This window comes from Arthrobacter sp. ES3-54 (assembly GCF_029504395.1).
Classification (GTDB): domain Bacteria; phylum Actinomycetota; class Actinomycetes; order Actinomycetales; family Micrococcaceae; genus Arthrobacter.
Genome location: NZ_JAQFIF010000001.1, coordinates 410709 through 434459, shown reverse-complemented (window position 1 = coordinate 434459; position 23751 = coordinate 410709). Strand labels below are relative to the sequence as shown.

Genomic DNA, 23751 nt, shown 5'->3' with positions numbered 1-23751 from the left:
TGGCGTGTGGGCCGGCTACTTCCCGGACAGGGCCTCGACGATGGCCGGCAGGAGCGCCCGGAACGCGTGGCCCCGGTGGCTGATGGCATTCTTCTCCTCGGAACTGAGCTCCGCGCAGCTGCGGTCCAGCCCGCTCGGCTGCAGGACGGGGTCATAGCCGAAACCGCCCTCCCCGCGCGGCACCCGCAGGAGTGTCCCTTCCAGCTGCCCGTACTCCACAACTTCCCGGCCGCCGTCGGGCGAGGACCCGGGCACGGCCAGCGCCGCGGCGCAGACAAACGCGGCCCCGCGGTACTCATCCGGCACGTCGGCCAGCTGGGCGAGCAGCAGCTGCAGGTTCGCGGCGTCGTCACCGTGCCGGCCGGACCAGCGGGCGGAGAAAATCCCGGGTGCGCCGCCAAGGACGTCCACGGCAAGTCCGGAGTCGTCGGCGATCGCCACGAGTCCCGTGGCCTCGGCCACGGCCCGCGCCTTCAGCAGCGAGTTTTCCGCGAAGGTCACGCCGGTCTCGGCGACGTCGGGGGCGTCGACGGCGCCGGCGTCCACCACCTGCGTGTCGACGTCGAGGCCGGGCACCTGGCCACGCAGCAGCTCGCGGAGTTCCCGGAGCTTGCCTTTGTTGTGGGTGGCGAGGACCAGCCGCGGTGCCGGCCCCTCAGCTGCCGGCCGGCTTGCGAAAGGAGCATCCGTCACGGGGCCTCCGCCAGGGTGTCGCGCTGGATGGCGGCGAGCTGCTCGGTGCCCAGCAGCGCCAGGTCCAGCAGCTGGTTCAGCTCGTCGCGGTCGAAGGGTGCGCCCTCGGCGGTGCCCTGGACCTCCACGAACTTCCCGGAGCCGGTCACCACAACGTTCATGTCGGTCTCAGCGCGCACGTCTTCGACGTAGGGTAGGTCGAGCATCGGCACGCCGTCGATGATGCCGACGGACACCGCGGCGATCGTGTCGATCAGGGGCTCAGCGTTTCGGCCGATCATCTTCTTCTCGCGGGCAAACCGGATGGCGTCCGCGAGTGCCACGTACGCTCCGGTGATGGCCGCGGTGCGGGTTCCGCCGTCGGCCTGCAGGACATCGCAGTCCAGCACGATCGTGATCTCGCCGAGGGCCTTGGTGTCGATGATGGAGCGCAGCGAGCGGCCGATCAGCCGGGAGATCTCGTGGGTGCGGCCGCCGATCTTGCCCTTGACGGACTCGCGGTCGGAGCGGGTGTTCGTGGCCCGGGGCAGCATGGCGTATTCGGCGGTGACCCAGCCGCGACCCTCGCCCTTGAGCCAGCGCGGCACGCCTTCGGTCAAGGAGGCCGTGCACAGGACCCGGGTGTTGCCGAACTCGATCAGGGCCGAACCCTCGGCCTGCTTGGACCAGCCGCGCGTGATGCTGATCGGACGCAGCTGGTCGGGAGTACGGCCGTCGGCGCGGATGACGGGGACACTGGGAGCTTGGGAAGTCATGCCTTTAGCTTATCGACTCACCCGCCCCCGTCCGCGCCGGCGGTCAGCTAGACGGTGGCCGTCAGCTAGACGGTGTAGTGCACACCCGCGACGGCGACGGCCACGTCCTTGCCGAAGACGTCCTTGGCCTCGGCCATGACGGTGGTGGGGGACGTCCAGACGGGAATGTGCGTCAGCAGCAGTCGCCGCGCTCCGGCGGCGACGGCGGCCTCCCCCGCCCGCTTGCCTGTCAGGTGCACGTCCTTGATATCGTCGTCGCGGCCTTCCTCGAACGCCGCCTCGCACAGGAAGAGGTCGGCGTCGCGGGCGGCGTCCTCAAGGCCCGCGCAGGAGTCCGTGTCTCCGGAGTAGCTCAGGATGCGGGTCACCGGCGTGGCGTCCTTGGCAGGCTCGGTGACCTCCACGCGGAGGGCGTAGGCCTCCTCCACGGGATGGTTCACCGCGTAGGGCGTCACCGTGAACGGGCCGACGCTCACGGGCTTGCGCTCGGACCAGTTGCTGAAGTCGAATTCCTCGTGCATGCCCGGATCCAGGTCCAGGCCGTAGGCCGTGGCCATCCGGTCGGCCGTGGCGGCGGGCCCCCACACCGGTATCCTGCCCCGTCCCCAGCCGCCCGGCTTCCAACGCACGGCAACGTGGAGCCCGCACAGGTCCATGCAGTGGTCCGGGTGCAGGTGCGTGAGGAAGATCGCGTCAATGTCTTCCAGGTCCGTGTAGCGCTGGATGGCGCCAAGCGCCCCGCTGCCGAGGTCCAGGACGATCTTCCAGTTCCGCTCGCCGTCGTTGGCGGTCAGCAGATAGCACGACGCCGGCGAGCCCGGCCCCGGGAAGGACCCTGTACAGCCCACGATGGTCAGCTTCACAGCAGTTTTCCCCCGCCCGCGGATCCGCCCACGAAGTTGGAGATCCGCGGCCGGCCCGCGGCGGCCTGGGCGGCGGCGATCATCTCCGGGGTGATCCGGGCGAGGCTGCCGGTGGGGTACTGCGCCGCGACGTGGTCTACGTGCCGGACACTGAGGACCTCGGGGCCGAGGAAGCGCCGGGCGAGGTGCTCGAACTGGGCGGCGTCGCCGGTGGCAATGAAATTGTGCTCGGGGGCCGCCGCGTCGGTGCGCTCGAGGCCCCGGGAGGCCAAGGCCCGGTAGACGTCCTTGGCCGTTTCTTCGGCGCTGGAGACCAGCGTGACGTCCTCGCCCAGGACGAATGAGATCACGCCGGTGAGCAGCGGGTAATGGGTGCAGCCGAGCACCACGGTGTCCACCCCGGCGGCAATGAGCGGTGCCAGGTAGTCTCGGGCGACTGCGAGCAGTTCCGGTCCCGTGGTGATCCCGGCCTCCACATAGGGCACGAACGCCGGGCAGGCCACGGACGTGATCGCCAAGTCCGGGGCAGCGGCGAAGGTGTCCTCGTAGGCGCGCGAGCCCACCGTGGCCGAGGTCCCGATCACGCCCACCCGGCCCGTGCGGGTTGCCGCGACGGCGCGCCGGACAGCCGGCTGGATCACTTCGATCACGGGAATCCCGTACCGGGCCGTGTACCGTTCGCGGGCGTCGCGCAGCACGGCGGCGGACGCGGAGTTGCAGGCGATGGTCAGCAGCTTCACGCCGGAATCCACGAGCTCGTCCATGACGCCGAGAGCATTGGCCCGGACTTCGGCGATGGGAAGGGGTCCGTAGGGCCCGTGCGCGGTGTCGCCGACATACAGGATGGATTCGTTGGGCAGCTGGTCGATGATCGACCGGGCCACCGTGAGGCCGCCGACGCCGGAGTCGAAGACGCCAATGGGGCGTGACCCCAGCTCGGATGCCGGTTCGGGCGCCGTGGGGCCGATTGCGGTGCTGCTCGCTGGGGAGTCCGCAGCAGCCACTGCCGGATCCATACTCGATGCTGAAGTCATGATTATTCGAGGATAGGGCTTCGCTCCCGGGGCGGCCATCACATTGTGGTGTGCAACTCGTGTCTCATGGGTCACACGCTCGGGCTCAGCGCCGGGCATCGAGCGAGTGCACCATCGCCTGGACCAGCGACTCCTGCAGCCAGGTGGTGAAGTTGTATACGAGGGCCAGGTAGCTTTCCACGTCCTCGGCCTGGGCCCAGTCCTGCATGAGGTGGACGTTGTCGGCGTCGGCGTCGTCACGGATGTCGAGGCGTTCGGCCAGCACCAGCCGGACATCGTTGAGCGCGGTGGCCCAGTGCCGGGCGTCGTCGGGGGTCAGGACGAGGTGTTCCCGGTCCAGGCTCAGGGCGGCCGCCTTCAGCGCGCCGATCTTGTTCTCGCGCAGCGACCGTTCGGTGTACCGGCGGAACTCAAGGGAGGCGTCGTCGTCGTTCTTCATGACGTTCGGCAGCAGCCGGCGCAGGGCGCGGTCCGAGGGTTCGCGGGCGTCGGTGTCCAGTCCCACCAGGGCCGCCAGCGGGTCCTCGTTGGCGCGCTCCTCCGGCTCCAGCATGGAGATCACATCGTCAAAAAGGCTGCGCAGCAGTTCCCGCTCGGCCGGCTCCAGATGGCCCCTGATGCCCTTGAGCCCGTACTTGAATGCCTTAGCCACGTTTTCCCTTGCCTTTGCCGGAACCGCCCGCGCTGCCGCCCGTGGCTTTCTCCACCGTCGCCCAGAGGCCGTAGCCATGCATGGCGACGGCGTGCTGCTCCACCTGCTCCTTGCTGCCGTGAGCCACGATCGAGCGGCCCTTCTTATGGACCTCCATCATGAGCTTGTTGGCCTTGGCCTCCGAGTAGCCGAAATAGCTGCGGAACACGAAGCTCACGTAGCTCATCAGGTTCACGGGATCGTTCCAGATCACGAGGTTCCAGGGGATGTCCGGGGCGGTCAGCACGTCGCCGGACGTCACTGTTCCGGTCTGGGTGCTCTCCCGTGTGTCGGGGCCGAGCGCAACGCTGAGGGTCATCTGTCCATTCTATGGGGATGCACACTAGAGTGAATTTGTGAGTACCTCCGCTGGCTGGGACCGTCCCCGCACGTCCCTGTACACCGACCATTACGAGCTGACCATGCTGCAGGGGGCTCTGCAGTCCGGGGCGGCCCACCGGAAATCGGTCTTCGAGGCCTTTGCCCGGAGGCTGCCGGACGGGCGCCGCTACGGGATTGTGGCCGGCACCGGCCGGCTGCTGGAGGGGATCGTGAACTTCCGCTTCGGCGATCCGGAACTGGACTACCTGCGCCGCACCAAGGTGGTCAACGACCAGACCCTGGAGTACCTGGCCGATTACAGCTTTTCCGGCGACATCTGGGGCTATCCGGAGGGTGAGGCGTACTTCCCGAACTCCCCCGTGCTGATCGTGGAGTCCACGTTCGCCGAGGCCTGCATCCTTGAGACGTACCTGCTCTCCGTGCTCAACCACGACTGCGCGATCGCGTCGGCCGCCTCCCGGATGATCTCCGCGGCCGGAACCCGCCCGTGCATCGAGATGGGGTCGCGCCGGACGCACGAGGAATCGGCGGCCGCCGCTGCCCGGGCCGCTGTCATTGCCGGGTTCGACAGCACGTCCAATCTGGAGGCCGGATTGCGCTACGGGCTGAAGACGGTGGGCACGGCCGCCCATTCCTTCACCCTCCTCCATGACACCGAGCGTGAGGCCTTCGAGGCCCAGATTGCCGCCTTCGGACCGGACACTTCCCTCCTGGTGGACACGTACGACGTCGAAACGGCCGTCCGCACCGCCGTCGACCTCGCCGGAGACAAGCTGGGCGCTGTCCGGCTGGACTCCGGTGACCTCGTGGCCCAGGCCCAGTGGGTGCGGCAGCTGCTCGACGAGCTCGGCAACGACCGCACCAAGATCGTGGTGACCTCCGACCTCGACGAATTCGCCATCGCGGCGCTGGCGTCCGCCCCGGTGGACTCCTACGGCGTGGGCACCTCGCTGGTGACCGGTTCCGGGGCACCGACGGCGAGCATGGTCTACAAGCTCGTCAGCCGCACCGATGACACCGGAGACTTCATCTCCGTCGCCAAAGCCGCCAAGAACAAAGCCAGCAAGGGCGGCCGGAAGTATGCACTGCGCAAGCTCAACGAGCGCGGAACCGCCACAGCGGAGATCGTCGGCGTCGGCCACCACCCGGAGGATGACGGCAACGACCGGCCCCTGCTGGAGCAGTTCGTCAAGAACGGCGAGCTCCTGCCCGGGTGGACCGGCCCCGAGGGGGTCCAGCGCGCGCGCCGGCGTCACGCGGAGACTATGCGGGAGCTTCCCGCGGTGGTCAACCGGCTGCAGCGCGGCGAGGCGGCCATCCCCACCATCTACGAGGAGGACTAAATGTCCCGCGCCCTGATCATCGTTGACGTCCAAAACGATTTCTGTGAGGGAGGTGCCCTGCCGGTCGTCGGCGGGGCGAACCTCGCCGGGGAGATCAGCGAGTACGTTGACGCACACCACGGCCAGTTTGACCACGTTGTGGCCACCCAGGACTGGCACATCGACCCCGGTGCGCATTTCTCGGAGGAACCGGATCTCGTGGACAGCTGGCCGCCGCATTGCGTGGCAGGCACCCGCGGGGCCGAACTGCATCCCGACCTCGATCCCGAACACATCCAGGCGTACTTCCGCAAAGGCCAGTTCGCCGCGGCGTACTCCGGCTTCGAAGGCCTCCTGGCCCCCGAGGACGACGTCCCCACCGGGGACCGCAAGCCGGGCGCCATGCCCGTTTCCGGTACCGGTACAGACACCGATACCGACGCCGACGACGTCGGGAGTCTTTTCGCCGCCAGTGATTTCGCCGCTGGCGAGGATGCGATCGGACTGGATGACTGGCTGCAGAGCCACGACGTGGAGGACATCGTCGTCGTGGGGATCGCCACGGACTACTGCGTCAAGGCGACCGCCCTGGATGCAGTCCAGGCCGGCTACTCCGTCACAGTGCTGCGCGGTTTGACTGTCGGAATCGCCGAGGACCTGGACGACGCCGTGGCCGAGATGGAGCTCGGCGGCGTCGATGTCCTCTGAGCGCCGGCGCCCGTGCCCGGGGAGCCGGGCGGGCTTAACGGCTGGCGGGAAAAGGCCGCCGCCGCAGTAGACTCGAAATCCTTGCCCTATCGCCAGTCTTGCCATATTGACCGACCCGTAGAACCCCGGAGTACACCATGAAGAAGACCCTGACCGTTCTGATTGCCGCCGGAGCGCTGCTCGGCGCGGCCGGCTGCTCGGCCACGCCGCAGCTGACCAATGAAGAAACCTGCGCCCGGGTCAAGACCGTGGTCTCCGCCCAGTCGGCCACGTCGGACAAGGCCGGCATGACCAGGGTCGCCAACCAGCTGCGGCCCATCAAGGTGGCAGCCTCCGAGGACCTGCGGGCCCCGCTGCAGACCATCATTGAATACTTTGACGAGTCGGCCAAGCCCGCCCCGGACACCGCCAAGCTCGAGGACATGAAGGCCGACTACACCGCGGCAGGCCAGACGTACGGCCAGGTCTGCGGCACCGGCCAGTAACCGATGACCCAGTAGCGATAGCCGAGTAACCGAAGCGCGCTAAACAGAGCAGATTAAAAAGTTGAGGGACCAGGCCATCGGCCTGGTCCCTCTACTTAATTCCTGCGGCTACTTCCGGCCGATGAACCAGTCCTGGAGCTTCCGCAGACGGGTCTGCAGCTGCTCCTCATTGGCCTGCGCGACGGGCGGGCCGCCGCAGACGGTCCGGAGTTTGGTGTGGATGACGCCGTGCGGGGTCCCGGTGCGGGCCGACCAGGCCGCGACGTTCTTGGCCAGCTCCGTGCGCAGGTCCATGAGCATCCGGTGGTCCGGCACGGCCGGGGCTGCCGCGGGGACGGCGTCCGCCTGCGGGGAGCGCTTGTTCTTCCGGTTTAGCTGTTCGTGCTGGCGCTGGCGCAACAAAGTGCCGACCTGCTCGGCGTCCAGCAGGCCGGGGATTCCGAGGAAGTCCAGCTCATCCTCCGAGCCGACCTCGCCACCGGTGCCGAACTCGCCGCCGTCGAAAAGCACGCGGTCAAAGGACGCCTGGGAATCGAGGGCCTCGAACTTGCCCTTCATCAGGGAGTCGGAGGCTTTCTCCTCGCGGTTCGCCTCGTCCATGAGCGAGTCCTCAGGATTGAAGAGACCGTCGCTGTCCTCCTTCTCCGGACGGTCCAGGGCGTGGTCGCGCTCGGCCTCCATCGAGTTGGCCAGCGCCATCAGCTGCGGCACCGAGGGCAGGAAGACCGACGCCGTCTCGCCGCGCTTGCGGGCACGCACGAAGCGCCCCACGGCCTGGGCGAAGAACAGCGGGGTGGAGGTCGAGGTGGCGTAGACGCCGACGGACAGCCGCGGCACGTCCACGCCTTCGGAGACCATCCGGACGGCCACCATCCAGCGCTTCTCGCTGGCGGTGAATTCCTCGATCTTGCTCGAGGCCTTGGCGTCATCGGAGAGGATGACGGTGGGCGATTCGCCGGTGATCTTCTTCAGCTGCCCGGCGTACGCGCGGGCGTCCTCATGGTCGGTGGCAATGACCAGGCCGCCGGCATCCGGGACGCTGCGCCGGACTTCGCTGAGGCGTTTATCCGCGCCGGCCAGGACTGCCGGGATCCATTCGCCGGCCGGGTTCAGCGCGGTGCGCCAGGCCTGCGAGGTGATGTCCTTCGTGACGGCAGACTCCCCGAGCGAGGCGGCCATCTCATCCCCGGCGCTGGTGCGCCAGCGCATTTGGCCGGAGTACGCCATGAACATCACCGGGCGGACCACATGGTCGCGCAGCGCCTTGCCGTAGCCGTAGGTGTAGTCGGCCTTGGAGCGCCGGATCCCGTCGCGGTCCTCGGCATACTCCACGAACGGGATGGGCGAGGTGTCGGAGCGGAACGGGGTACCGGTCAGGGACAGCCGGCGGGCCGCCGGGTCGAACGCCTCGCGGAGGCCGTCGCCCCAGGACAGCGCCTCGCCGCCGTGGTGGATTTCGTCCAGGATCACCAGCGTGCGGGCGGCCTCGGTCTTGGCCCGGTGCAGCATGGGCTTGCTGGCCACCTGGGCGTAGGTCACGGCGACGCCGATGAACCCGCGGCCGTGCTGGCCGTCGGCGTTCTTGAAGTTCGGGTCGATCGCGATGCCCACCTTGGCGGCGGCGTCGGCCCACTGGCGCTTGAGGTGGTCGGTGGGCGCCACGATGGTAACGCGGTTGACCACACCGGAATCGATGAGCATGGACGCCACGCGCAGGGCGAAGGTGGTCTTACCTGCGCCGGGGGTTGCGACCGCAAGGAAATCCTTGGGATGGATGCTGAAGTAGCTGTCCAGCGCCTCCTGCTGCCAGGCGCGCAACTTGGGGGCGGTGCCCCAGGCAGCCCGCTCGGGATAGGCGGGGGGAAGCGTGGGTCCGCCGAAAAGTGTCTCTGTCATTGAGGCGCCCTCCAACCGCGCATGGCTGCAGCCGACGGAGAAACCCAAATAAGCACAAAAACACCAATCTATTTCGGATGGACCCGGCGGAATCCCGCACAGGGAAGTACCCGGACAGCATGGACCGGCAAGCAGGAAACAGGGAGCAGGAGAACAGGGAACAGAAAACTGGGGCGGAGGGGCGCGCCGCCATAAAGAATCGCCGCCAGGACGGCTAACGGAACCCGGTTGTTCCGTTAGCTCCCGTTATTTGCCGTTACTTGTCGCCGGAGCCCTTGCCGCCGTCGTTCCCGGGGCGCAGGCCCTCGTAAACTTCCTTGCATTCAGGGCAGACGGGGAACTTCTGCGGATCCCGGCCCGGTGTCCAGACCTTGCCGCAGAGCGCGATGACAGGGTCACCGGTCAGCGCGGATTCCATGATTTTTTCCTTGCGCACGTAGTGCGAGAAGCGCTCCCGGTCACCGGGCTCAACTTCCTGGCGCAGTTCCTCGCGCTCGATCGTGGCCGTAGACGTACCGGCTCCGGAGAGCTCGCGCATCGGATCGTTTTCGAGAGGATCGGTCATGCTAGTCATGACACCCATCTTAGCCGGTGGAAGTGCCCCCGCCGGACCTGTGCGATGCCGGCGCCGGAGCTTAAAGCCCCTGCCAGGCAGGTTTGTGGTCGTAGCTGTGGCGGTAGTAGTCCGCCAGCCGCAGCGACGACGCCGCAGCCTCGTCCAGGAGGATGGTGGCGTGCGGGTGCAGTTGCAGCACGGAGGCCGCGCAGATGGCGGCGACGGGGCCCTCGGCGAGATCCCGGACGGCCTGGGCCTTTTGCGCACCGGTGGCGACCAGGATGACGTGGCGGGCATCGAGGATGGTGCCCAGGCCTTGGGTCAGGACGTGGTGTGGCACGGCGGCGAGGCTGCCGAAAAACCGTGCGTTGTCCCGGCGTGTCTGCTCGATCAGGGTCTTGATCCGGGTCCGGGACGCCAGCGACGAGCCCGGTTCGTTGAATCCGATGTGGCCGTCAGTGCCGACCCCGAGGAGCTGCAGGTCCACTCCCCCGGCGTCGCGGATGGCGTCTTCATACCCCTGGCAGGCTGCCGGGATGTCCGCCGCGGCGCCGTCGGGCACGTGGACGTTGGCCGGGCTGATGTCCACGCGTGCGGTGAAATCGCGCGCGATCACCTCGCGGTACGACTCCGGGTGGCCGGCGGGCAGTCCCACGTACTCGTCCAGGGCAAAGGCGCGGGCCTGGCTGAAGTCCAGGCCGTCGCGCTGGTGCCGCAGGGCCAGCTCGGCGTAGATCGGCAGCGGCGAGGAACCGGTCGCCAGGCCCAGCACGGCGTCGGGCTTGCGGCGAAGAAGGGCCTCCACCGCATCCCCTGCAAGCGACGCAACCTGCTTGCTGCCGGGAAGGATGACAACTTCCATGATCCTGCCTTTACTGGCCTACCTGGTCTTCGAGTCCGCGCACTCCCAGCATGCACCCGTCAGCGGTTGACGGCCAGTTGTGCCAGCAGCTCCGGGCCCCGCCGGTCCAGCCACGCACCGCCGGCCCGGACGCCGGTAGCGAAAAGAGCGAGGCCCAGCACGGGTCCGAGGACCAGCGTGATCCAGCCCGGCACAGCGCTGCCGGTGATGAACTGCGCGGCCACGAGCGCCACCTCAGGCGCTACGAGGACCATGAGCACGGCCATGCCGCCGAACTGCACGGCAAGGGTCTGGGCCACGTTTCCCGGCGGTTTCTTGAACGGGCTGTCGCCCGGCAGCGGGACGCTCACGGTGTAGCGCGCCGAGATCACCGAGGCCAGGCCCAGGCCGGTGAAGAGGACGCCGAGAGCGAGGCCGAGGACCGCGGGCAGCTTCTCCCAGTCGCCGGTGAAGAAGAACGGTCCGACGCTGAAAATGAGCACCACAGGCAGCGCGAAGCTCAGGCACGCCAGTGCCCGGCCGAGCCGGTCGTCGGCCCCGCGCACACCGGTGGCCACGTGCAGGGCGAACGCGGTGCTGTCATAGGAGACGTCCGTGGAGATCGACCAGGCTAGAAGGAAGGCCGTCAGCGGCCCCACAAACTGGAACGGGCCATAGAACCCGCTCTGGCTGCCCTGGAAGAGCATCAGCACGGGCAGGAGCGGAACGACCACCAGCGCGCCGGCGTAGCGGGGATCACGCAGCCAGTAGTAGAGGGACCTCGCGGCGACGGCGGCGGACGGCGTCGCCGGGAGCAGCCTGAACAGGCCCGCGCCGCCGGTGCGCCGCTTGGAGGTCCCGGCGTAGGGCGGGGTCACCAGGGCACGCTGCAGCAGGACCTTCCAGGCCAGGCCCAGGCCCGCGAGTGTGGCCACGGCGATGAGGAATTTCACGGCCGCGGCCGCGTAGTTGCCGGCGGCGAGCTCGCCGCCAAGCGCGAAGGCCGCCCCGGCCGGAGTCCAGGACAGTGTCTGGGCCAGGCCGGCAAGGAAATCGCCCGAACCCGCGATCCCCCTCGCGATGCCCGCCACAATGGGGCCCGTGAGCACCAGCGGGATCAGGAAGGCGACGGCGCTGATGTCCTTGAAGCGCCGGGAGCTGGCCAGTCCGGCCGTGGCGGTGGTCACGACCTTGGACAGGACGACGCAGCTCAGCACGCCCAGCACGGCACCCGCCATGGCGCCGCCCGCGGCCGGCAGGCTGCGGGACCAGGTGCCTACCGTGGCGAGTGCAACCAGCGAGGTTGCGATGCCCGGAATGCCGATCAGGCCGCCCAGCGCCAGCCCTGCCAGCAGCTGCGGCATAGGCACGGCGAACGTGGTGAAGCGGGCAGGGTCCAGGGTCATGTCCGCGGCGGAGACCGCGACGGGGATGATGGCCCAGCCCAGGAGCGCCGTTGCGCCGCCCAGGACCACCACGGTCTGGGCGAGTTCGATCTCCTGGCCGCGCAGGACGAGCAGCCCGGCCGCCAACACCCCCACGACTCCGAGGGCATACAGGGCACCGATCCCGAGGCCCACCAGCTGCCAGGGGCTGCGCCGGACGCTGTTGCGCAACAGGGTCAGCTTGAGCCTCAGAAGGTGCGCAACCATTCCAGCCCTTCCGTGTGGTTCCGGCCGCCCACAAGCTGCACGAAGCGGTCCTCAAGGCTGGCCCCGGCACGGACTTCCTCCACCGTGCCCGCGGCGAGGACCCGGCCGCCCGCGACGACGGCGACGTGGTCGCACATGCGCTGGACCAGGTCCATGACGTGGCTGGAGACGATCACCGTTCCGCCCGAGGCAACGTAGCGGTCCAGGATGTCGCGGATGTTCGCCGCGGAAATGGGATCCACCGATTCGAACGGCTCGTCGAGGACTAGGAGCCGTGGTGCGTGGATCAGCGCCGAGGCCAGCGCGATCTTCTTGGTCATGCCGGCGGAGTAGTCCACCACCAGCGTGCCGGCGTCATTGCCCAGGTCCAGCGCTGCGAGCAGTTCCGCCACCCGCGACGCCACCATCTCCCGGTCCATCCCACGCAGGAGGCCGGCGTAGGTCACCAGCTGCTCACCGCTCAGGCGGTCGAACAGCCGGACGCCGTCGGGCAGTATTCCCATCAGCTTCTTGGCCTCCAGCGGATGCTGCCAGACGTCGACGCCGTGGACCAGCGCGGTCCCGAAATCGGGGCGCAACAGGCCCGTCGCCATGGACAGCGTGGTGGTCTTGCCGGCGCCGTTGGGGCCGACCACCCCGTAGAAGGATCCGGCCGGAACGTCCAGGCTGATACCGTCGACGGCGATCTTGTCGCCGAAGCGCTTGGCGAGGCCAAGCAGGGACAGGGCAGGAACCGGCGAGGACGGGCCGGGCGGCACCGGGGGCTGGAATGTCATGACGCCAGACTAACCCTCCGTCGGCGCGAAATGGATCGTCCGCAAGGCGTAGGTTTTCACCCGCGGGAACCGGCCCCGCGACCGGGCGTTTTAGAACAAATGCCGGGGTACGGCGCGCTCGTACTGCGGCGGCCACGCAAGGTCATGGCCGAGCTCGAACGCGGCCCGCAGCCACCAGTGCGGGTCCCGCAGGGCGGCCCGGGCTATGAACACGCCGTCGGCCTGCCCGGTGGCCACCGCGTGCTCGGCCTGCCCGGCCGAGGTCAGGAGTCCCACCGTGCCGGTCCTGACCCCGGCTTCGCGCCGGATCCGGGCGGAGAAGCCGGTCTGGTAGCCGGGGCCCACGGGAATCTGCTGGTGGGCAACGGCCCCGCCGCTGGAAACGTCCACCAGGTCCACGCCGCGCTCCGCGGCGGCACTGGCCATCCGGACCGAAGCCTCGGCCTCGATCCCGCCCGGTGCCCAGTCCGAGGCCGAGATCCGCAGCAACAGGGGCATGGAGTCCGGGATGACCGCGCGCACGGCGTCCACCACAGCAAGCGTCAGCCTGTTCCGGCCCGCCTCGTCCCCGCCCCAGCGGTCCGTGCGGTCGTTGACCAGCGGGCTCTGGAACTGGTGCAGGAGGTAACCGTGGGCGCCATGGATTTCGATCGTGTCGAACCCGACGTCGACGGCCCGCACGGCGGCCGCAGCGAAGTCGGCAATCACACCGTCGATCTGCGCTTCAGTCATGGCCGACGGCGGCGCGTAGCCGTCGAACGCGCCAGTGCCGGGGCCCACGGTGTCCCAGCCGCCGTCGGACGCCGGCACGCTGCCCTTCTTGCCTGAGAACGGCCAGTAGGAGGACGACTTCCGGCCGGCGTGCGCCAACTGGGTGCCGATCTTGGTCTCCGCGGTGCCGTGGCGGTGCACGAAGGACGTGATGCGTTCCCAGGCCGCGGCCTGGTCGTCGTTGTAGAGGCCGGCGTCGCGTGGGCTGATTCTGCCCGCGGCGTTCACGGAGTTGGCCTCGGTGAGGATGAGGGCAGCGCCCCCGGTGGCAAAGGAGCCCAGGTGCATGAGGTGCCAGTCGGTGGGCACGCCCTCGCCCGTCCCGGGCTCGCAGCTGTACTGGCACATCGGGGATACCCAGCCGCGGTGCTGCAGCCGCAGTGACCTCAAGTCCAGCGGCGCGAAGAGTGCCGATCCCACTAGAACAGCACCCGGGCCAGTCCCTGGCGGGCCTTGGCGACACGCGGGTCACCGGTGCCGACGACGTCGAAGAGTTCCAGCAGCCGGACCCGGGCGGTCTCCCGTTCCGGGCCGAAGTTCCGGCCAATGAACGTCACGATCCTGCCGAGTCCGTCCTCGATGTGGCCGCCGGCGATGTCCAGGTCCGCAACGCCGAGCTGGGCGTCGAGGTTGTCCGGCTCGTCGGCGGCGAGCCGGCGGAGGTCATCTGCCTCCGGCCCCGAGATGGCCTGCAGACGCGCCATGAGTTCCACCTGCGCCAGGCCGGCCTTGGCCTCTGCGTCGGCGGGCATCTCGTTCAGGGCCTGCCGGTAGGCGGCGGCCGCGGCCGCGTAGTCGCCGGCCTCGATCGCGTCGAACGCTGCCTGATGCAGCGGCGGCAGCGGCGGGGCCTCCGGTTCCCCCCTGCCGGGCCCGCCGGCGCCAATCTGTCCGGTCACGCCGTTGGCGGCCGCGACCTTGAGAAGTTCGTCGAACAGGCTGCGTACCTGCTGTTCGTCCGCGCTGCCCTGGAAGAGCGGAACGGGCTGGCCCTTGACGACGGCCACGGCGGTCGGCACGGCCTGGACCTGGAAGGCCTGGGCAAGTTCCGGGAAGACGTCGATGTCGGCGGCCCCGAGGACCAGCCGGCCGTCATAGGTCTCGACGATGCCTTCGAGGACCTCCACCAGCTGGCCGGAGCCGGCCGAGTAGGAGGCCCAGAGGGCGATCACCACGGGCACCTGGGCCGAGAGCTCCACGAGCTCCTGGAAGTTACCCTCGGTCACGTCCACGCGCAGCGGCCGGCCGGAGTGGCCGGCGGCACCGGCTGCCGGTGCGGGGGCTGCGGCAGAACCGGCCGGACCGGTGGCCGCAGGACCTGGCCCAGCCGGTGCCGGCGAGGTAGGCGCCGGCCGCTGTTTCAAGGCGGAGAGATCGACGGCGCCGCGCAGGTTCAGCGGGCTGGCGGCAACTGGCGGGACCGGGCGGGAAGCTGGCGTAGTCATAGCTCCACTCTAGCCATTGAAGTCCCGCCCGGCGCCACCGTCCCCGCCGGTGCAGGCTACTTGAAAGCAGCCCCGACCAGGCCCCGGGTGGCGGCCACGAGCTTCATCGGATCCTTGGAACCGGCCGGCGGAACATAAACCGCCACCGACTCGGCGAACTTCAGCACCATGCCGGTGCTGGTCTCCTTGCCGCCGGCCAGGGCTGCCGCGTCGTCGCCAATCGTGAGCTTGTCTCCGTCGGCCTTCGGGGTGCCGTCGAAGGAGAAGTTCAGGCGGCCCAGCACCAGTGCCCCGCCGTCGGCCGTACGGAACACGACAGTGTTCTCGGGGGCCACCTTGTGCGTGAAGGCGAAGGTGCCATTGACGCCTGACTTGACGACGTCGGCCTGGTAGGCGAGCGTGTCCGCGATGTACGGGGAGGACTGGCCCTCGACGAGCTTGTCCTTGAAGGCGGAGGTGGCCGTGGTCAGTCGGTCACCCAGTCCGGCGAGGGCTTCGTCGCCGCTGTACAGCAGGCCGGTCTTGTCCGCGGACGCCATGGTCTCCGTGCCGGCCCGCCCGATCGCCGGGAACGTGGCACCGGGCTGCAACGGCGTGCTGCTGACCAGCTTGTAGTTCTCCCGCGGGGAGGCCTGGGTCAGGGTCAGCAGCTGCGGGACGACGTTGCCGTCGCCCTGCGTGACGGCCATGACGGAGCGGGGCCAGCTGCGCTTATTGGTGACCACTGTGGTCAGCAGCTTCATGGAACGGACAGGCATGCGGGCCTCGTAGGAGCCGACCTGCGAGCGGATCTTGTAGTTCTGCGTGCGCACCTCGAGCTCGGACTTGGCCACGCGCGGCGCCAGCTTGGCGGCGTCCTTGGCGGCGTCTCCTGCATCGACGGCACCGGCAACCTGTTCCAGGACGCGGCGGAACTGGGCGTCCAGCAGCACCGGCGCATCTCCGGCCTGGTCCGTAGTGGAACTGTCCGGGGTCGCGTTGCTGGAGGCCGGGGCAGAGGTAGCCGGGGCACTGGACACCGGGGCACTGGGCGACGGCGCGGGTGTCTGGCTGGCCTGGGCAGCCACTGATGTTCCGGCGACGGCGGTGGCCGTCAGCAGGGCCACCACGATGCCGGAACGGCGCGCCGTGCCGGCGCCCTTTTTCTGCTCGGGCGCTGTTTTCTCCGGTGTTGATTTCTCCGGTGTGGCCGGCTGCGGTGCTGTTTCGGGTGCTGTGTCAGGTGCTGCAGTGCCGGGTGCGGCAGGCTGCTGCGTGCTTGCAGTCGAACCCTGTCCCGCGCGTCGTGCTGCGGCCTTGGCCTGCGCGCGGCGGGCGAACGCGCTGCCGCCCCCGTCGTCGCCGCTGCCGCCGTCGCCGCCGTCGTCTGTTCGGTTGCCGGACCGGTTGCCTGACTTCGGCTTCAGGACCAGCATTGCCGCGCCCGCGATGATCAGCAGGCCACCGAGCACCATGAACGGAATGGCCCAGGGCGTGGACGTGTCGTTCGGGAACGTGATCGTGATGGAGCTCGGGGCGGGCTTGGTGCCGTCCGTCGCCAGGAGAAGGGACCAGTCGCCGTCGGCCGGCGCGTTCCACGAGTAGTTCATTTCACCACTGGCGTTCTCGGTGCTGACCCAAAGATCCGATCCGGCGGGTGAGGGCGCGGTGGCGTCGCCGTCGGTATGCGTCAGCTGCAACGCCTTGCCGTCGTCCGAGACGCCGGTGACAGTGTTGTGTGCCGTCTTGCCCACCCACGCGTTGACGTCGTCCGGCCGCCCAGCAGCCAGCAGGAAGGCACCCTCGCCCTTGACTTGGATGTTCACGGTCCCGGGGTGCAGCGTCCTCAGCTTCTCGTCGAAGACGGTCAGCGGCGCGGCAGTACCGGTCGGTGCCGTGGCCGTGATCGTCTCTGGGGGAGCCCAGAACGTCTTCTGGCCAATTCCGGCCAGCAGTGTCAGGAGGCCGAGCAGCACCAAGGCGACTGCAGTCTTGAAACGCAAAATACTACCAATCATCAGCGGACAGTTAGCTTCAATAGTAACCATTTTGTTACCCGCGAGTCAGATCGGCGGCCCGGCCCACCCCCGCCCGCGGCTCCCTGGCCGGGTTCCCGCCCTTGAGCTGACAAGCCTGCTGATAGTGTTTGCGGTGATCATCACACCCGCGCCGTCTCAGCGGCGCCGCACGGAAATAAGGGCATTCAACGCAGTGACTGAACATACGGATTCGTCCTCCGCCGGACAAGAAGAAGCCCAGGAATCCGGCAGCCAGGAACGCGGCCCCGAAGAAACTGTTGCCGGCCCCCGGCCCACAACCTCCCGCCCCCGGATCGCCGTCGCGAATGTCCTTTTGTCCGCGGCCCGGCGCCTGCGTCAGCCCCTGCCCGGAGCCCAGCCGCGAATCCGTTTCGAGATGCCGCCGGAGCATGAGGCCGAGCCCGGCTCCGAGGCCCCCTTCGGCAGTCCCGGTCCACGGATGTCCGCCCAGCACCCCCTTTACATGGGCTTCATGGGCACGGTCGGCGTCGGCATCGCACTCCTGGTCTACTGGATCGGTTCGAATACGACGCAGCTGCTCTTGTGGATCGTCACGGCACTCTTCATCACTTTGGGGCTGGACCCCGTGGTGCGCTGGCTCGAACGCCGGAGTGTCCCCCGCGCCGCCGGCATCCTCTTGTCCGTGTCCACCCTGGCAGTGGCGGTCGCCGCATTTTTCGCCACACTGATCCCCACGATCGTGCAGCAGGTGACGCAAATCGTGCAGCAGGCGCCCAAATGGGTCCAGGAGTTCATTGACTCGGAGTTCTTCCGGAGCGTTGACAGCCAGTTCGGCATCCGGGACCGCATCAGCCAGGAGCTGGAGAAGTTCGTCAACAACCCGGAGGCCATGGGCGGCATCTTCGGCGGCGTTGTCGGCTTCGGCACCACCCTGGCAAACGGGCTCTTCGGCGCGCTGATCGTACTGGTCCTGAGCCTGTACTTCCTCGCAGCCCTTCCCGCCATGAAGAAGTGGGGCTACCGGCTCGCGCCCCGCTCGCGCCGGGCACGGGTTGAAGCCCTGTCCGAGGAAATCACCGGTTCGGTGGGCAACTACGTCATCGGCCAAGCCGCCGTCGCAGTGCTGAACGCCACCTTCGCCTTCATCGTGATGTCGATCATCGGAGTGCCGTTCGCCACACTGCTGGCGTTCGTGGTGGCCCTGCTGGCGTTCATCCCGCTGGTGGGCGGCATGATTGCCGGGTTCCTGGTGACGATCGTTGCACTGACTGCCGGCTGGCAGACGGCGATTGTCTTTGCCATCTGCTATTTCGCCTACCTCCAGTTCGAGGCCTACTTCATCTCACCGCGGATCATGCAGAAGGCTGTGGCGGTGCCCGGGGCCGTCGCCGTCATCTCGGTGATCGCCGGTGGCAGCCTGCTCGGCGTGCTCGGCGCCCTGATCGCCATCCCCACGGCGGCGGCGATCCTGCTGCTGGTCAAGGAAATCTTCATCGCGCGCCAGGACAGCCGCTGAGCGGTTAGTGCGCCGTGGCGACCGGCCCGTCCCATTCCTGCGGCAGCACAGTTCCGGCATTCCCTGATCCGGTACTGCCGGGGATGACCTCGTCCACAATCTCGTTGAGCACCCGTCCGGCGTACTTCTCCCCCACCCACAGGTGCTTGGCGCCGTCGACCCCCAACACCTGTGCCTGCGGGACAAGCGCGAACCTCGCCGCCGCGGCCGCCGGCTGCAGGTAGTCGTCGTGTTCGGGGACCAGCACCTTCAGCGGCTTGCCCGCCTGCGCCCATTCCTTCAGGTGCACGTCCGTGGCCCGGTGCAGCGGAGGCGAGAGCAGGATAGCCCCCTCGATCTCGGAGGCGACGGGCTCAGCCGCGCCGTACATGAGGGCCAATTCAGTGCCGAAGGACCAGCCCACGAGCCAGCGGTTCGGCAGGCCCCGGTCCACGGCGAACTGCACGGCGGCCTCGACGTCCAGACGCTCGCCGATGCCTTCCTCGAAGGCTCCCCCGCTGGTCCCCCGCGGCGATGATGTGCCGCGAGTGTTGAAGCGCAGCACGGCGATTCCGGCGAGGGCCGGCAGCCGGTAGGAGGCCTTGCGGTAAACATGCGAGTCCATGAAGCCACCGTGCGTCGGCAGCGGGTGCAGCGTGATGAGTGTTGCCTTGATCTCGCCGGATTCGGGGACGGCGAGCTCGCCCACCAGCCGGTGTCCGTCCGAGGTGCGGAGTTCGACGTTCTCGCGGTGGGCCGGAAGGACGGTGGACGCGCGGATGGCAGTTGGCGCAGACGGCTGGGTGAAGACGTACGACGCGGGATCAAAAGTCATGCTGACCAGCTTAGCGATACCGGTAGCTCCGCGAGGTCCAGCAGTTGGTATGCCAGTGCCGCCGCTCGGCGAGACCCGCGGCGGCGCCAAAGAGGTGGTCCTCGGACCAGACCACCAGGTGGGCGATCCCCGGCAGCACGGCGGTGGAGCAGCCCGGGCAGATGTAGGTCTTCTCGGCGCGGCTCGCGGTGATCGGGCGGACCATCCATTCGCCGTCCGGTGCGCTTTCCCGGCGGGCGAAACCTGAGCGGGCGCGCTCCAGATCAAGCTCCGGCGCCGGGCCGTGCTTGGCTCCGGGGGCTTTGCTCTTTCCGGGCGCTGCGCTCTTGCCAGAGCCTGTCTTGGCAGAACTTGCGCGGCGGGGGCGGTTGGAACGGGGCATGCCTCCATTCTGCCCCAGCCCGGCTGCCACGCATTCCGGGACCGCCGGCGCCGCAGGCCAAGGCCCGCCGGCCAGACCGCCCCCCACCCGGCCCCAGCCCGGCCCCAGCCCGGGGACTCCGGCGCAGACGGTAGAGTGGACCGGGTGCGTTTAGTCATAGCCCGCTGCTCCGTTGATTACGTCGGCCGCCTCAAAGCCCACCTCCCGCTGGCCACCAGGCTCCTGCTGGTAAAGGCCGACGGCTCGGTCCTGGTCCATTCAGACGGCGGATCCTACAAACCCCTGAACTGGATGAGCCCGCCGGCGTCCTTGCGCGTCTCCACCCCGGATGAGATCGACGTCGAGGTCGGCGTCGTCGAACAGTGGACCGTGCAGTCGGTCAAGACCGATGACCGGCTCATTATCAATATTCATGAGCAGCTGCACGACACGTCCCACGAACTGGGCCAGGACCCCGGCCTGATCAAGGACGGCGTCGAAGCGGACCTCCAGCGGCTCTTGGCCGCCCAGATCGAACTGCTCGGCAACGGGTTCTCGCTGATCCGCCGCGAGTATTTCACCGCGATCGGCCCCGTGGACATCCTGGCCCGGGATGCTGACGGCGCCACCGTGGCCATTGAGCTCAAGCGGCGCGGCGACATCGACGGCGTCGAGCAGCTCACCCGGTACTTGGAACTCCTGAATCGGGACCCACTGCTGGCTCCGGTCCGGGGAATCTTCGCAGCCCAGCAGATCAAGCCGCAGGCCAAGGTCCTCGCCAAGGACCGCGGAATTGACTGCGTGACCCTGGACTATGACGCCATGCGCGGCGTTGACGACAGCGAGTCCAGGCTCTTCTAAAGCTTCCTGCGGCAGCCTTTCCGCGGCGGCGATTCGCGTTAAGCGGTTCTTTGCACAAAATTTATGCATTTCTTCCGTTCGCCCGTTGACCTAACGCAAGTGTCATGAAATTCTTATACAAGTCTTTGTGTAGGTGTTATTCATGCTCGCAAGACATGTTGCGAGCGTGAAGCTCCTGCAGCCGCGGTCCGGGAATCCGGAACCGATGCCAAAGGTTCTTCTCGCAGAGTGACCAAGTTCGGTGCGAAGTGTGCCGGACTTATTCAAGATCCACAACGAGGAGAAACAAATGGCACAGGGAACCGTCAAGTGGTTCAACGCAGAAAAGGGCTTCGGCTTCATCACCCCGGATGACTCCGATGGCGATGTCTTCGTTCACTACTCCGAGATCCAGACCGGTGGCTTCAAGACCCTCGACGAGAACCAGCGCGTTCAGTTCGAGATCGGCCAGGGCGCCAAGGGCCCCCAGGCTACCGGCGTAACGCTGGTCTAGTCTCCCGTCGGGAAGTGCCTTAGGGCATTTCCGGCACCAGGAATGATCCCCGGCAATTGCGCCGGGGATCATTTTTTGTGCATTGTTGGGCTCAGTGATTCGGGTCCTCGCTTTTGGCCACGCCTCATTGGTCAAGAGCATTGTTCCTCCGAATTGCCCAGCCGCGAATGCGCTTGCGGCGGAGCCGGAGCCGCACCAAGGGTGCGGGGCAATAACACGCCGCACAATACCCGGCAGGACACTAACCCGCCGGGCACTAACCCGCCGGACCTGCCGGCTAACGCACCAGGGTGCGCAGCAGGCGTGCGCTCTGCCGGACGGACAACCCGGGAAGATATGCGCGGCTCAAGGCCCGACCCATCGCGGGCAATTGCAACGGATCCTGATAGTAAAGGTAAAGCGTGCGGTAGTCCGGTTTAAAGCGCGACTTGAACGTGGCCAGCGAGCGGAACCCGTAGACAGGTTCCAGGGCCCTGCCCACCACGTCCAGGATCCCAGCCAATCCCTCCGGCCCGGCATCTCGGCCCCCGGCAGCGTCTTGGGCAGGGTCTCCAGCTGCGCCTCCGGAAGTCTCGCGGGCAGCGTCCCCGGAAGACTCTCCGGCAGCGCCCCCGGTGTCACTGCGACCGGCTGCGTCGTCTCCGGCAAGGTCCTTCGCCAGCGGCGAGCCGGAAAGGGAGATCACCTCGACCGTGCGCTTGAGCTCCAGCACTGCGGAGGCAATGAGGAACTCCATGACGCCGGGGAAGGCGTCTCCGCGCCGGCGCATGAAGTCCAGCGTCCAGCTCACCAGCTTCCCGTCCTCGTACACCGGCAGCCAGCTCGTGACACCCTGCACGCGTCCGTCGGCGTCCACCGCCAGGCAGCACAGCACCTCGTCGTCGTCGAGTTCGTCGATGCTGCCGAGCGTGAAACCCATCTCCGGCACGTGCTTTTGCGCCGCCCATTCCTCGGAGACCTCGATCAGCTGGGCCCGCAGCGGGGCCGGGAATTCGCTGTAGCGCCCCCACACCGCACGGACGCCGGTTTTCGCAGCACGGTTCAGGGCCGTGCGGACGTTCTGCCACTCCTTGCCCTTGAACTCGAGTTCGCGCACCGCGAGCCTGGTTTCCTGGGCCACGGCCACCCGGCGGAACCCGCGGGCCCGGAGCATCGGCCAGAGGCCGGCGGTGCAGGAGTAGAAACACGGGATCAGGGCGTGCTCCGCGCAGTAGCGCATGAAACCCGCCGCAGTTTCCTCGTGGAAGGCAGCAGGTCCGAAGGGCCCCGCCAGCGTCAGGGCCACATTGCCGTGCTGCTGATAAGCCACCCCGCCGCGGCGGCCCGGCGTGAACCAGTATTTGTTCGGTTCCCAGAGCGCCATCCAGGACAGCGAGTCTCCGCCCTGTCGGATGAGGTCACGGGCCGTGTCCCGGTCGCCGGAGCCGACGTCGGTGCTATTCAACCCGGTACCATGCAGCCGGCGCCGCAGGACCAGCCAGACCGCCGCCAGGGCCACTCCCCAAAAGATGATGCCGGCATAGGCGAACAGAAAGGACTCGACGGCGTACCGGTTCTGGAAGAGCCGGCTGTAGGCGCCGGGAATGGGCAGCGGCAGGTACTGCCGGGCGAGTTCCGCCGCGAGGCCCAGCACTCCCCTGTCGCGGTCCATCCCGCCGGCCGCCAGCCAGGCCACCGCGTAGGCGCCGGCGAGTCCCAGCCACGTTCCGCCAACCACAATGCCCAGAATCCGCCGGGCGCGCGGTGCCGTCTCCACCCGGAATTGCCGGCGGTTAAGCCAGAGCAGCACAACGAGCAGCAGCGGAACGGCCACTAGCGGAAGGACGTGGACGAAGCCGGAGCCCATCACGGCCGTGTGCGCCCGGTTGGGGTAGGGCGGAATGCGGGCGAACAGTGCGAGGTACACGGCGGCCAGGGCTGTCACGCCGAGCTGGACGATAATGGCGATCCGGAGGGCCAGGCGCCGGCCTTGGCGCATGCCGTCCGCGCAGATCAGCAGCAGGACCACCGGGACGACGGCCAGCGCCAGGCCCAGCGGACCGGCTAATCCGGCCCGGCCGGCCTCCAGGCAGCTGACGTCAACCGTTCCGCCGCAGTTTTCCTCCAGCTGGCTCAACGTGGGCAGCGGGTTCAGCACGACGTCGCGCAACAAAGCCAGAGGCCCGGTGGGGCTGCTGACAGCGGCCGTGAGGATCGGTCCCACCGCGAAAATCGCGACCGTGAGCGCCAGCAGGTTGCGCGTTTCGCGTCCCGTTGAACGGTGGCGGTGCAGCGTCCCCCGGTCGTCCTGGATCCACCAGCCCGCGGCCAGGCCGGCGAGGGCACCGGCCAGCCCCACCACCGTCTCCGGATGCCCGACGTAGAGCACCAGCAGCAGGGACGCGGACACGACGGCGGTCCGCAGCCGCCGCTGCCACAGCGTGGGCAGCAGTCCGCTGGCGGCCAGGGCCACGGCGAGGACGGCGGCGTAGGGGCCGATCAGCCGGGCGTTGACCATGAGGCCGAGCCAGCCATCGCCGATATACCGGGCCAGCTGGGTGATCAGCAGGAACACGGTCACAGCCGCGAACTGGCCCGCAAAGAAGAACACGGCCGTCCGCAGCGTCCCCAGATGCCGTTCAGCCAGGCCCAGGAGCACGAGGATCATCAGCGATGCGGCGAGGTAGGCCAGCAGGTTGGTGGCGAAGAACTGTGAGGTGAACAGGGACCACCAGTGTCCCGCCCTCAGCCCCGGCGCGTTGACGGAGGCAATGGGCAGCAGGGCCTTGGGCGGCCCGGACAGAAAGCTGCCCGTGACGGCCCCGACGATCAGGAAGGTCGCAAGGACCGCCAGAGTGAAGGGTACGGCACGGAAGTGCGCCAGTGTCCGGCGCATGCCCTGCCGCCAGACGCCCGGC

Annotated in this window: 23 protein-coding genes; 6 read left to right on the top strand and 17 right to left on the bottom strand. The window is 68.3% G+C overall.

Features of this window, described 5'->3' with window-relative positions; translation table 11 throughout:
* Positions 1-15: 15 nt before the first annotated feature.
* The 6 genes from rdgB to clpS all read right to left on the bottom strand — a co-directional run bounded on the left by rdgB (position 16) and on the right by clpS (position 4355).
* A complete protein-coding gene (gene rdgB, locus M2428_RS02085) occupies positions 16-693 on the bottom strand; it encodes an RdgB/HAM1 family non-canonical purine NTP pyrophosphatase (RefSeq protein WP_277523196.1) in 678 nt (225 codons plus the stop codon).
* Positions 690-1448, bottom strand: coding sequence for a ribonuclease PH (gene rph / locus M2428_RS02080; RefSeq protein WP_277523194.1), 759 nt, complete (start codon positions 1446-1448; stop codon positions 690-692). Before rph ends, rdgB begins: the two co-directional genes overlap by 4 nt.
* A 65-nt stretch (positions 1449-1513) precedes the next feature.
* Positions 1514-2311: an MBL fold metallo-hydrolase gene (locus M2428_RS02075; protein WP_277523191.1), complete on the bottom strand. Its 798-nt coding sequence runs from the start codon at positions 2309-2311 to the stop codon at positions 1514-1516.
* Entirely contained in the window at positions 2308-3384 is a 1077-nt protein-coding gene (murI, locus tag M2428_RS02070; protein ID WP_277523190.1) for a glutamate racemase, read from the bottom strand. Before murI ends, M2428_RS02075 begins: the two co-directional genes overlap by 4 nt.
* A gap of 46 nt (positions 3385-3430) precedes the next feature.
* Positions 3431-3997, bottom strand: coding sequence for a DUF2017 domain-containing protein (locus M2428_RS02065; protein ID WP_277523188.1), 567 nt, complete (start codon positions 3995-3997; stop codon positions 3431-3433).
* Entirely contained in the window at positions 3990-4355 is a 366-nt protein-coding gene (gene clpS / locus M2428_RS02060) for an ATP-dependent Clp protease adapter ClpS (protein WP_277523187.1), read from the bottom strand. The genes M2428_RS02065 and clpS overlap by 8 nt, the downstream gene beginning before the upstream one ends.
* Positions 4356-4392: 37 nt before the next feature.
* Between clpS and M2428_RS02055 the strand changes: the two genes are divergently transcribed.
* The 3 genes from M2428_RS02055 (at position 4393) to M2428_RS02045 (ending at position 6893) form a co-directional block, all read left to right on the top strand.
* Positions 4393-5721: a nicotinate phosphoribosyltransferase gene (locus tag M2428_RS02055; protein ID WP_277523185.1), complete on the top strand. Its 1329-nt coding sequence runs from the start codon at positions 4393-4395 to the stop codon at positions 5719-5721.
* Positions 5722-6408 (top strand): isochorismatase family protein, encoded by a 687-nt coding sequence (locus tag M2428_RS02050; RefSeq protein WP_277523183.1) that lies wholly within the window; start codon positions 5722-5724, stop codon positions 6406-6408. It begins immediately after the preceding gene.
* Positions 6409-6545: 137 nt separating this feature from the next.
* On the top strand, positions 6546-6893 hold the full coding sequence (locus tag M2428_RS02045) for a hypothetical protein (protein ID WP_277523181.1): 348 nt from the start codon (positions 6546-6548) through the stop codon (positions 6891-6893).
* Positions 6894-7001: 108 nt separating this feature from the next.
* Here M2428_RS02045 and M2428_RS02040 read toward each other — a convergent pair whose 3' ends face one another.
* The 8 genes from M2428_RS02040 to M2428_RS02005 form a co-directional block, all read right to left on the bottom strand.
* A complete protein-coding gene (locus M2428_RS02040) occupies positions 7002-8789 on the bottom strand; it encodes a DEAD/DEAH box helicase (protein ID WP_277523179.1) in 1788 nt (595 codons plus the stop codon).
* A 256-nt stretch (positions 8790-9045) separates the two neighbouring features.
* Positions 9046-9372, bottom strand: a complete 327-nt coding sequence (locus M2428_RS02035; protein ID WP_229993836.1) for a DUF3039 domain-containing protein — start codon at positions 9370-9372, stop codon at positions 9046-9048.
* Positions 9373-9424: 52 nt separating this feature from the next.
* Positions 9425-10207 (bottom strand): glucosamine-6-phosphate deaminase, encoded by a 783-nt coding sequence (gene nagB / locus M2428_RS02030; protein WP_277523176.1) that lies wholly within the window; start codon positions 10205-10207, stop codon positions 9425-9427.
* A gap of 59 nt (positions 10208-10266) precedes the next feature.
* On the bottom strand, positions 10267-11838 hold the full coding sequence (locus tag M2428_RS02025) for a transporter (RefSeq protein WP_277523174.1): 1572 nt from the start codon (positions 11836-11838) through the stop codon (positions 10267-10269).
* Complete coding sequence (locus M2428_RS02020; protein WP_277523172.1) at positions 11820-12614, bottom strand: ABC transporter ATP-binding protein; 795 nt, start codon at positions 12612-12614, stop codon at positions 11820-11822. The genes M2428_RS02025 and M2428_RS02020 overlap by 19 nt, the downstream gene beginning before the upstream one ends.
* A 90-nt stretch (positions 12615-12704) precedes the next feature.
* Positions 12705-13805, bottom strand: coding sequence for an NADH:flavin oxidoreductase/NADH oxidase (locus tag M2428_RS02015; protein ID WP_277523171.1), 1101 nt, complete (start codon positions 13803-13805; stop codon positions 12705-12707).
* Entirely contained in the window at positions 13805-14830 is a 1026-nt protein-coding gene (locus M2428_RS02010) for a tetratricopeptide repeat protein (protein WP_277523169.1), read from the bottom strand. Before M2428_RS02010 ends, M2428_RS02015 begins: the two co-directional genes overlap by 1 nt.
* 56 nt (positions 14831-14886) lie before the next feature.
* Positions 14887-16827 carry a hypothetical protein gene (locus M2428_RS02005; protein ID WP_277523167.1) on the bottom strand — a complete coding sequence of 647 codons (1941 nt, stop codon included), beginning with the start codon at positions 16825-16827 and terminating at the stop codon, positions 14887-14889.
* A 313-nt stretch (positions 16828-17140) separates the two neighbouring features.
* Here M2428_RS02005 and M2428_RS02000 point away from each other — a divergent pair, with 313 nt between their 5' ends.
* Positions 17141-18325: an AI-2E family transporter gene (locus M2428_RS02000; RefSeq protein WP_277523583.1), complete on the top strand. Its 1185-nt coding sequence runs from the start codon at positions 17141-17143 to the stop codon at positions 18323-18325.
* Positions 18326-18329: 4 nt separating this feature from the next.
* Here M2428_RS02000 and M2428_RS01995 read toward each other — a convergent pair whose 3' ends face one another.
* Both M2428_RS01995 and M2428_RS01990 read right to left on the bottom strand, forming a co-directional pair.
* Positions 18330-19139: an alpha/beta hydrolase gene (locus M2428_RS01995; protein ID WP_277523165.1), complete on the bottom strand. Its 810-nt coding sequence runs from the start codon at positions 19137-19139 to the stop codon at positions 18330-18332.
* A 10-nt stretch (positions 19140-19149) separates the two neighbouring features.
* A complete protein-coding gene (locus M2428_RS01990) occupies positions 19150-19521 on the bottom strand; it encodes an ATP/GTP-binding protein (protein ID WP_277523163.1) in 372 nt (123 codons plus the stop codon).
* A gap of 144 nt (positions 19522-19665) precedes the next feature.
* On the opposite strand from M2428_RS01990, the gene nucS reads away from it, so the two are divergent.
* Positions 19666-20361, top strand: a complete 696-nt coding sequence (nucS, locus tag M2428_RS01985; RefSeq protein ID WP_277523161.1) for an endonuclease NucS — start codon at positions 19666-19668, stop codon at positions 20359-20361.
* 289 nt (positions 20362-20650) lie between these two features.
* Entirely contained in the window at positions 20651-20854 is a 204-nt protein-coding gene (locus M2428_RS01980; RefSeq protein ID WP_011692441.1) for a cold-shock protein, read from the top strand.
* A gap of 277 nt (positions 20855-21131) precedes the next feature.
* On the opposite strand, the gene M2428_RS01975 is transcribed toward M2428_RS01980, so the two are convergent.
* Complete coding sequence (locus M2428_RS01975) at positions 21132-23729, bottom strand: DUF2156 domain-containing protein (protein ID WP_277523581.1); 2598 nt, start codon at positions 23727-23729, stop codon at positions 21132-21134.
* Positions 23730-23751 lie beyond the last annotated feature (22 nt).

Excerpts from the sequence above, each read along its gene's own strand:
- rph (WP_277523194.1), bottom strand. The coding sequence starts at position 1,448 with ATGACTTCCCAAGCTCCCAGTGTCCCCGTCATCCGCGCCGACGGCCGT.
- murI (WP_277523190.1), bottom strand. The coding sequence starts at position 3,384 with ATGGCCGCCCCGGGAGCGAAGCCCTATCCTCGAATAATCATGACTTCA.
- clpS (WP_277523187.1), bottom strand. The coding sequence starts at position 4,355 with ATGACCCTCAGCGTTGCGCTCGGCCCCGACACACGGGAGAGCACCCAG.
- M2428_RS02050 (WP_277523183.1), top strand. The coding sequence starts at position 5,722 with ATGTCCCGCGCCCTGATCATCGTTGACGTCCAAAACGATTTCTGTGAG.
- M2428_RS02045 (WP_277523181.1), top strand. The coding sequence starts at position 6,546 with ATGAAGAAGACCCTGACCGTTCTGATTGCCGCCGGAGCGCTGCTCGGC.
- M2428_RS02040 (WP_277523179.1), bottom strand. The coding sequence starts at position 8,789 with ATGACAGAGACACTTTTCGGCGGACCCACGCTTCCCCCCGCCTATCCC.
- M2428_RS02035 (WP_229993836.1), bottom strand. The coding sequence starts at position 9,372 with ATGGGTGTCATGACTAGCATGACCGATCCTCTCGAAAACGATCCGATG.
- nagB (WP_277523176.1), bottom strand. The coding sequence starts at position 10,207 with ATGGAAGTTGTCATCCTTCCCGGCAGCAAGCAGGTTGCGTCGCTTGCA.
- M2428_RS02025 (WP_277523174.1), bottom strand. The coding sequence starts at position 11,838 with ATGGTTGCGCACCTTCTGAGGCTCAAGCTGACCCTGTTGCGCAACAGC.
- M2428_RS02020 (WP_277523172.1), bottom strand. The coding sequence starts at position 12,614 with ATGACATTCCAGCCCCCGGTGCCGCCCGGCCCGTCCTCGCCGGTTCCT.
- M2428_RS02010 (WP_277523169.1), bottom strand. The coding sequence starts at position 14,830 with ATGACTACGCCAGCTTCCCGCCCGGTCCCGCCAGTTGCCGCCAGCCCG.
- M2428_RS02005 (WP_277523167.1), bottom strand. The coding sequence starts at position 16,827 with ATGATTGGTAGTATTTTGCGTTTCAAGACTGCAGTCGCCTTGGTGCTG.
- M2428_RS01995 (WP_277523165.1), bottom strand. The coding sequence starts at position 19,139 with ATGACTTTTGATCCCGCGTCGTACGTCTTCACCCAGCCGTCTGCGCCA.
- M2428_RS01990 (WP_277523163.1), bottom strand. The coding sequence starts at position 19,521 with ATGCCCCGTTCCAACCGCCCCCGCCGCGCAAGTTCTGCCAAGACAGGC.
- M2428_RS01980 (WP_011692441.1), top strand. The coding sequence starts at position 20,651 with ATGGCACAGGGAACCGTCAAGTGGTTCAACGCAGAAAAGGGCTTCGGC.
- M2428_RS01975 (WP_277523581.1), bottom strand. The coding sequence starts at position 23,729 with ATGCGCCGGACACTGGCGCACTTCCGTGCCGTACCCTTCACTCTGGCG.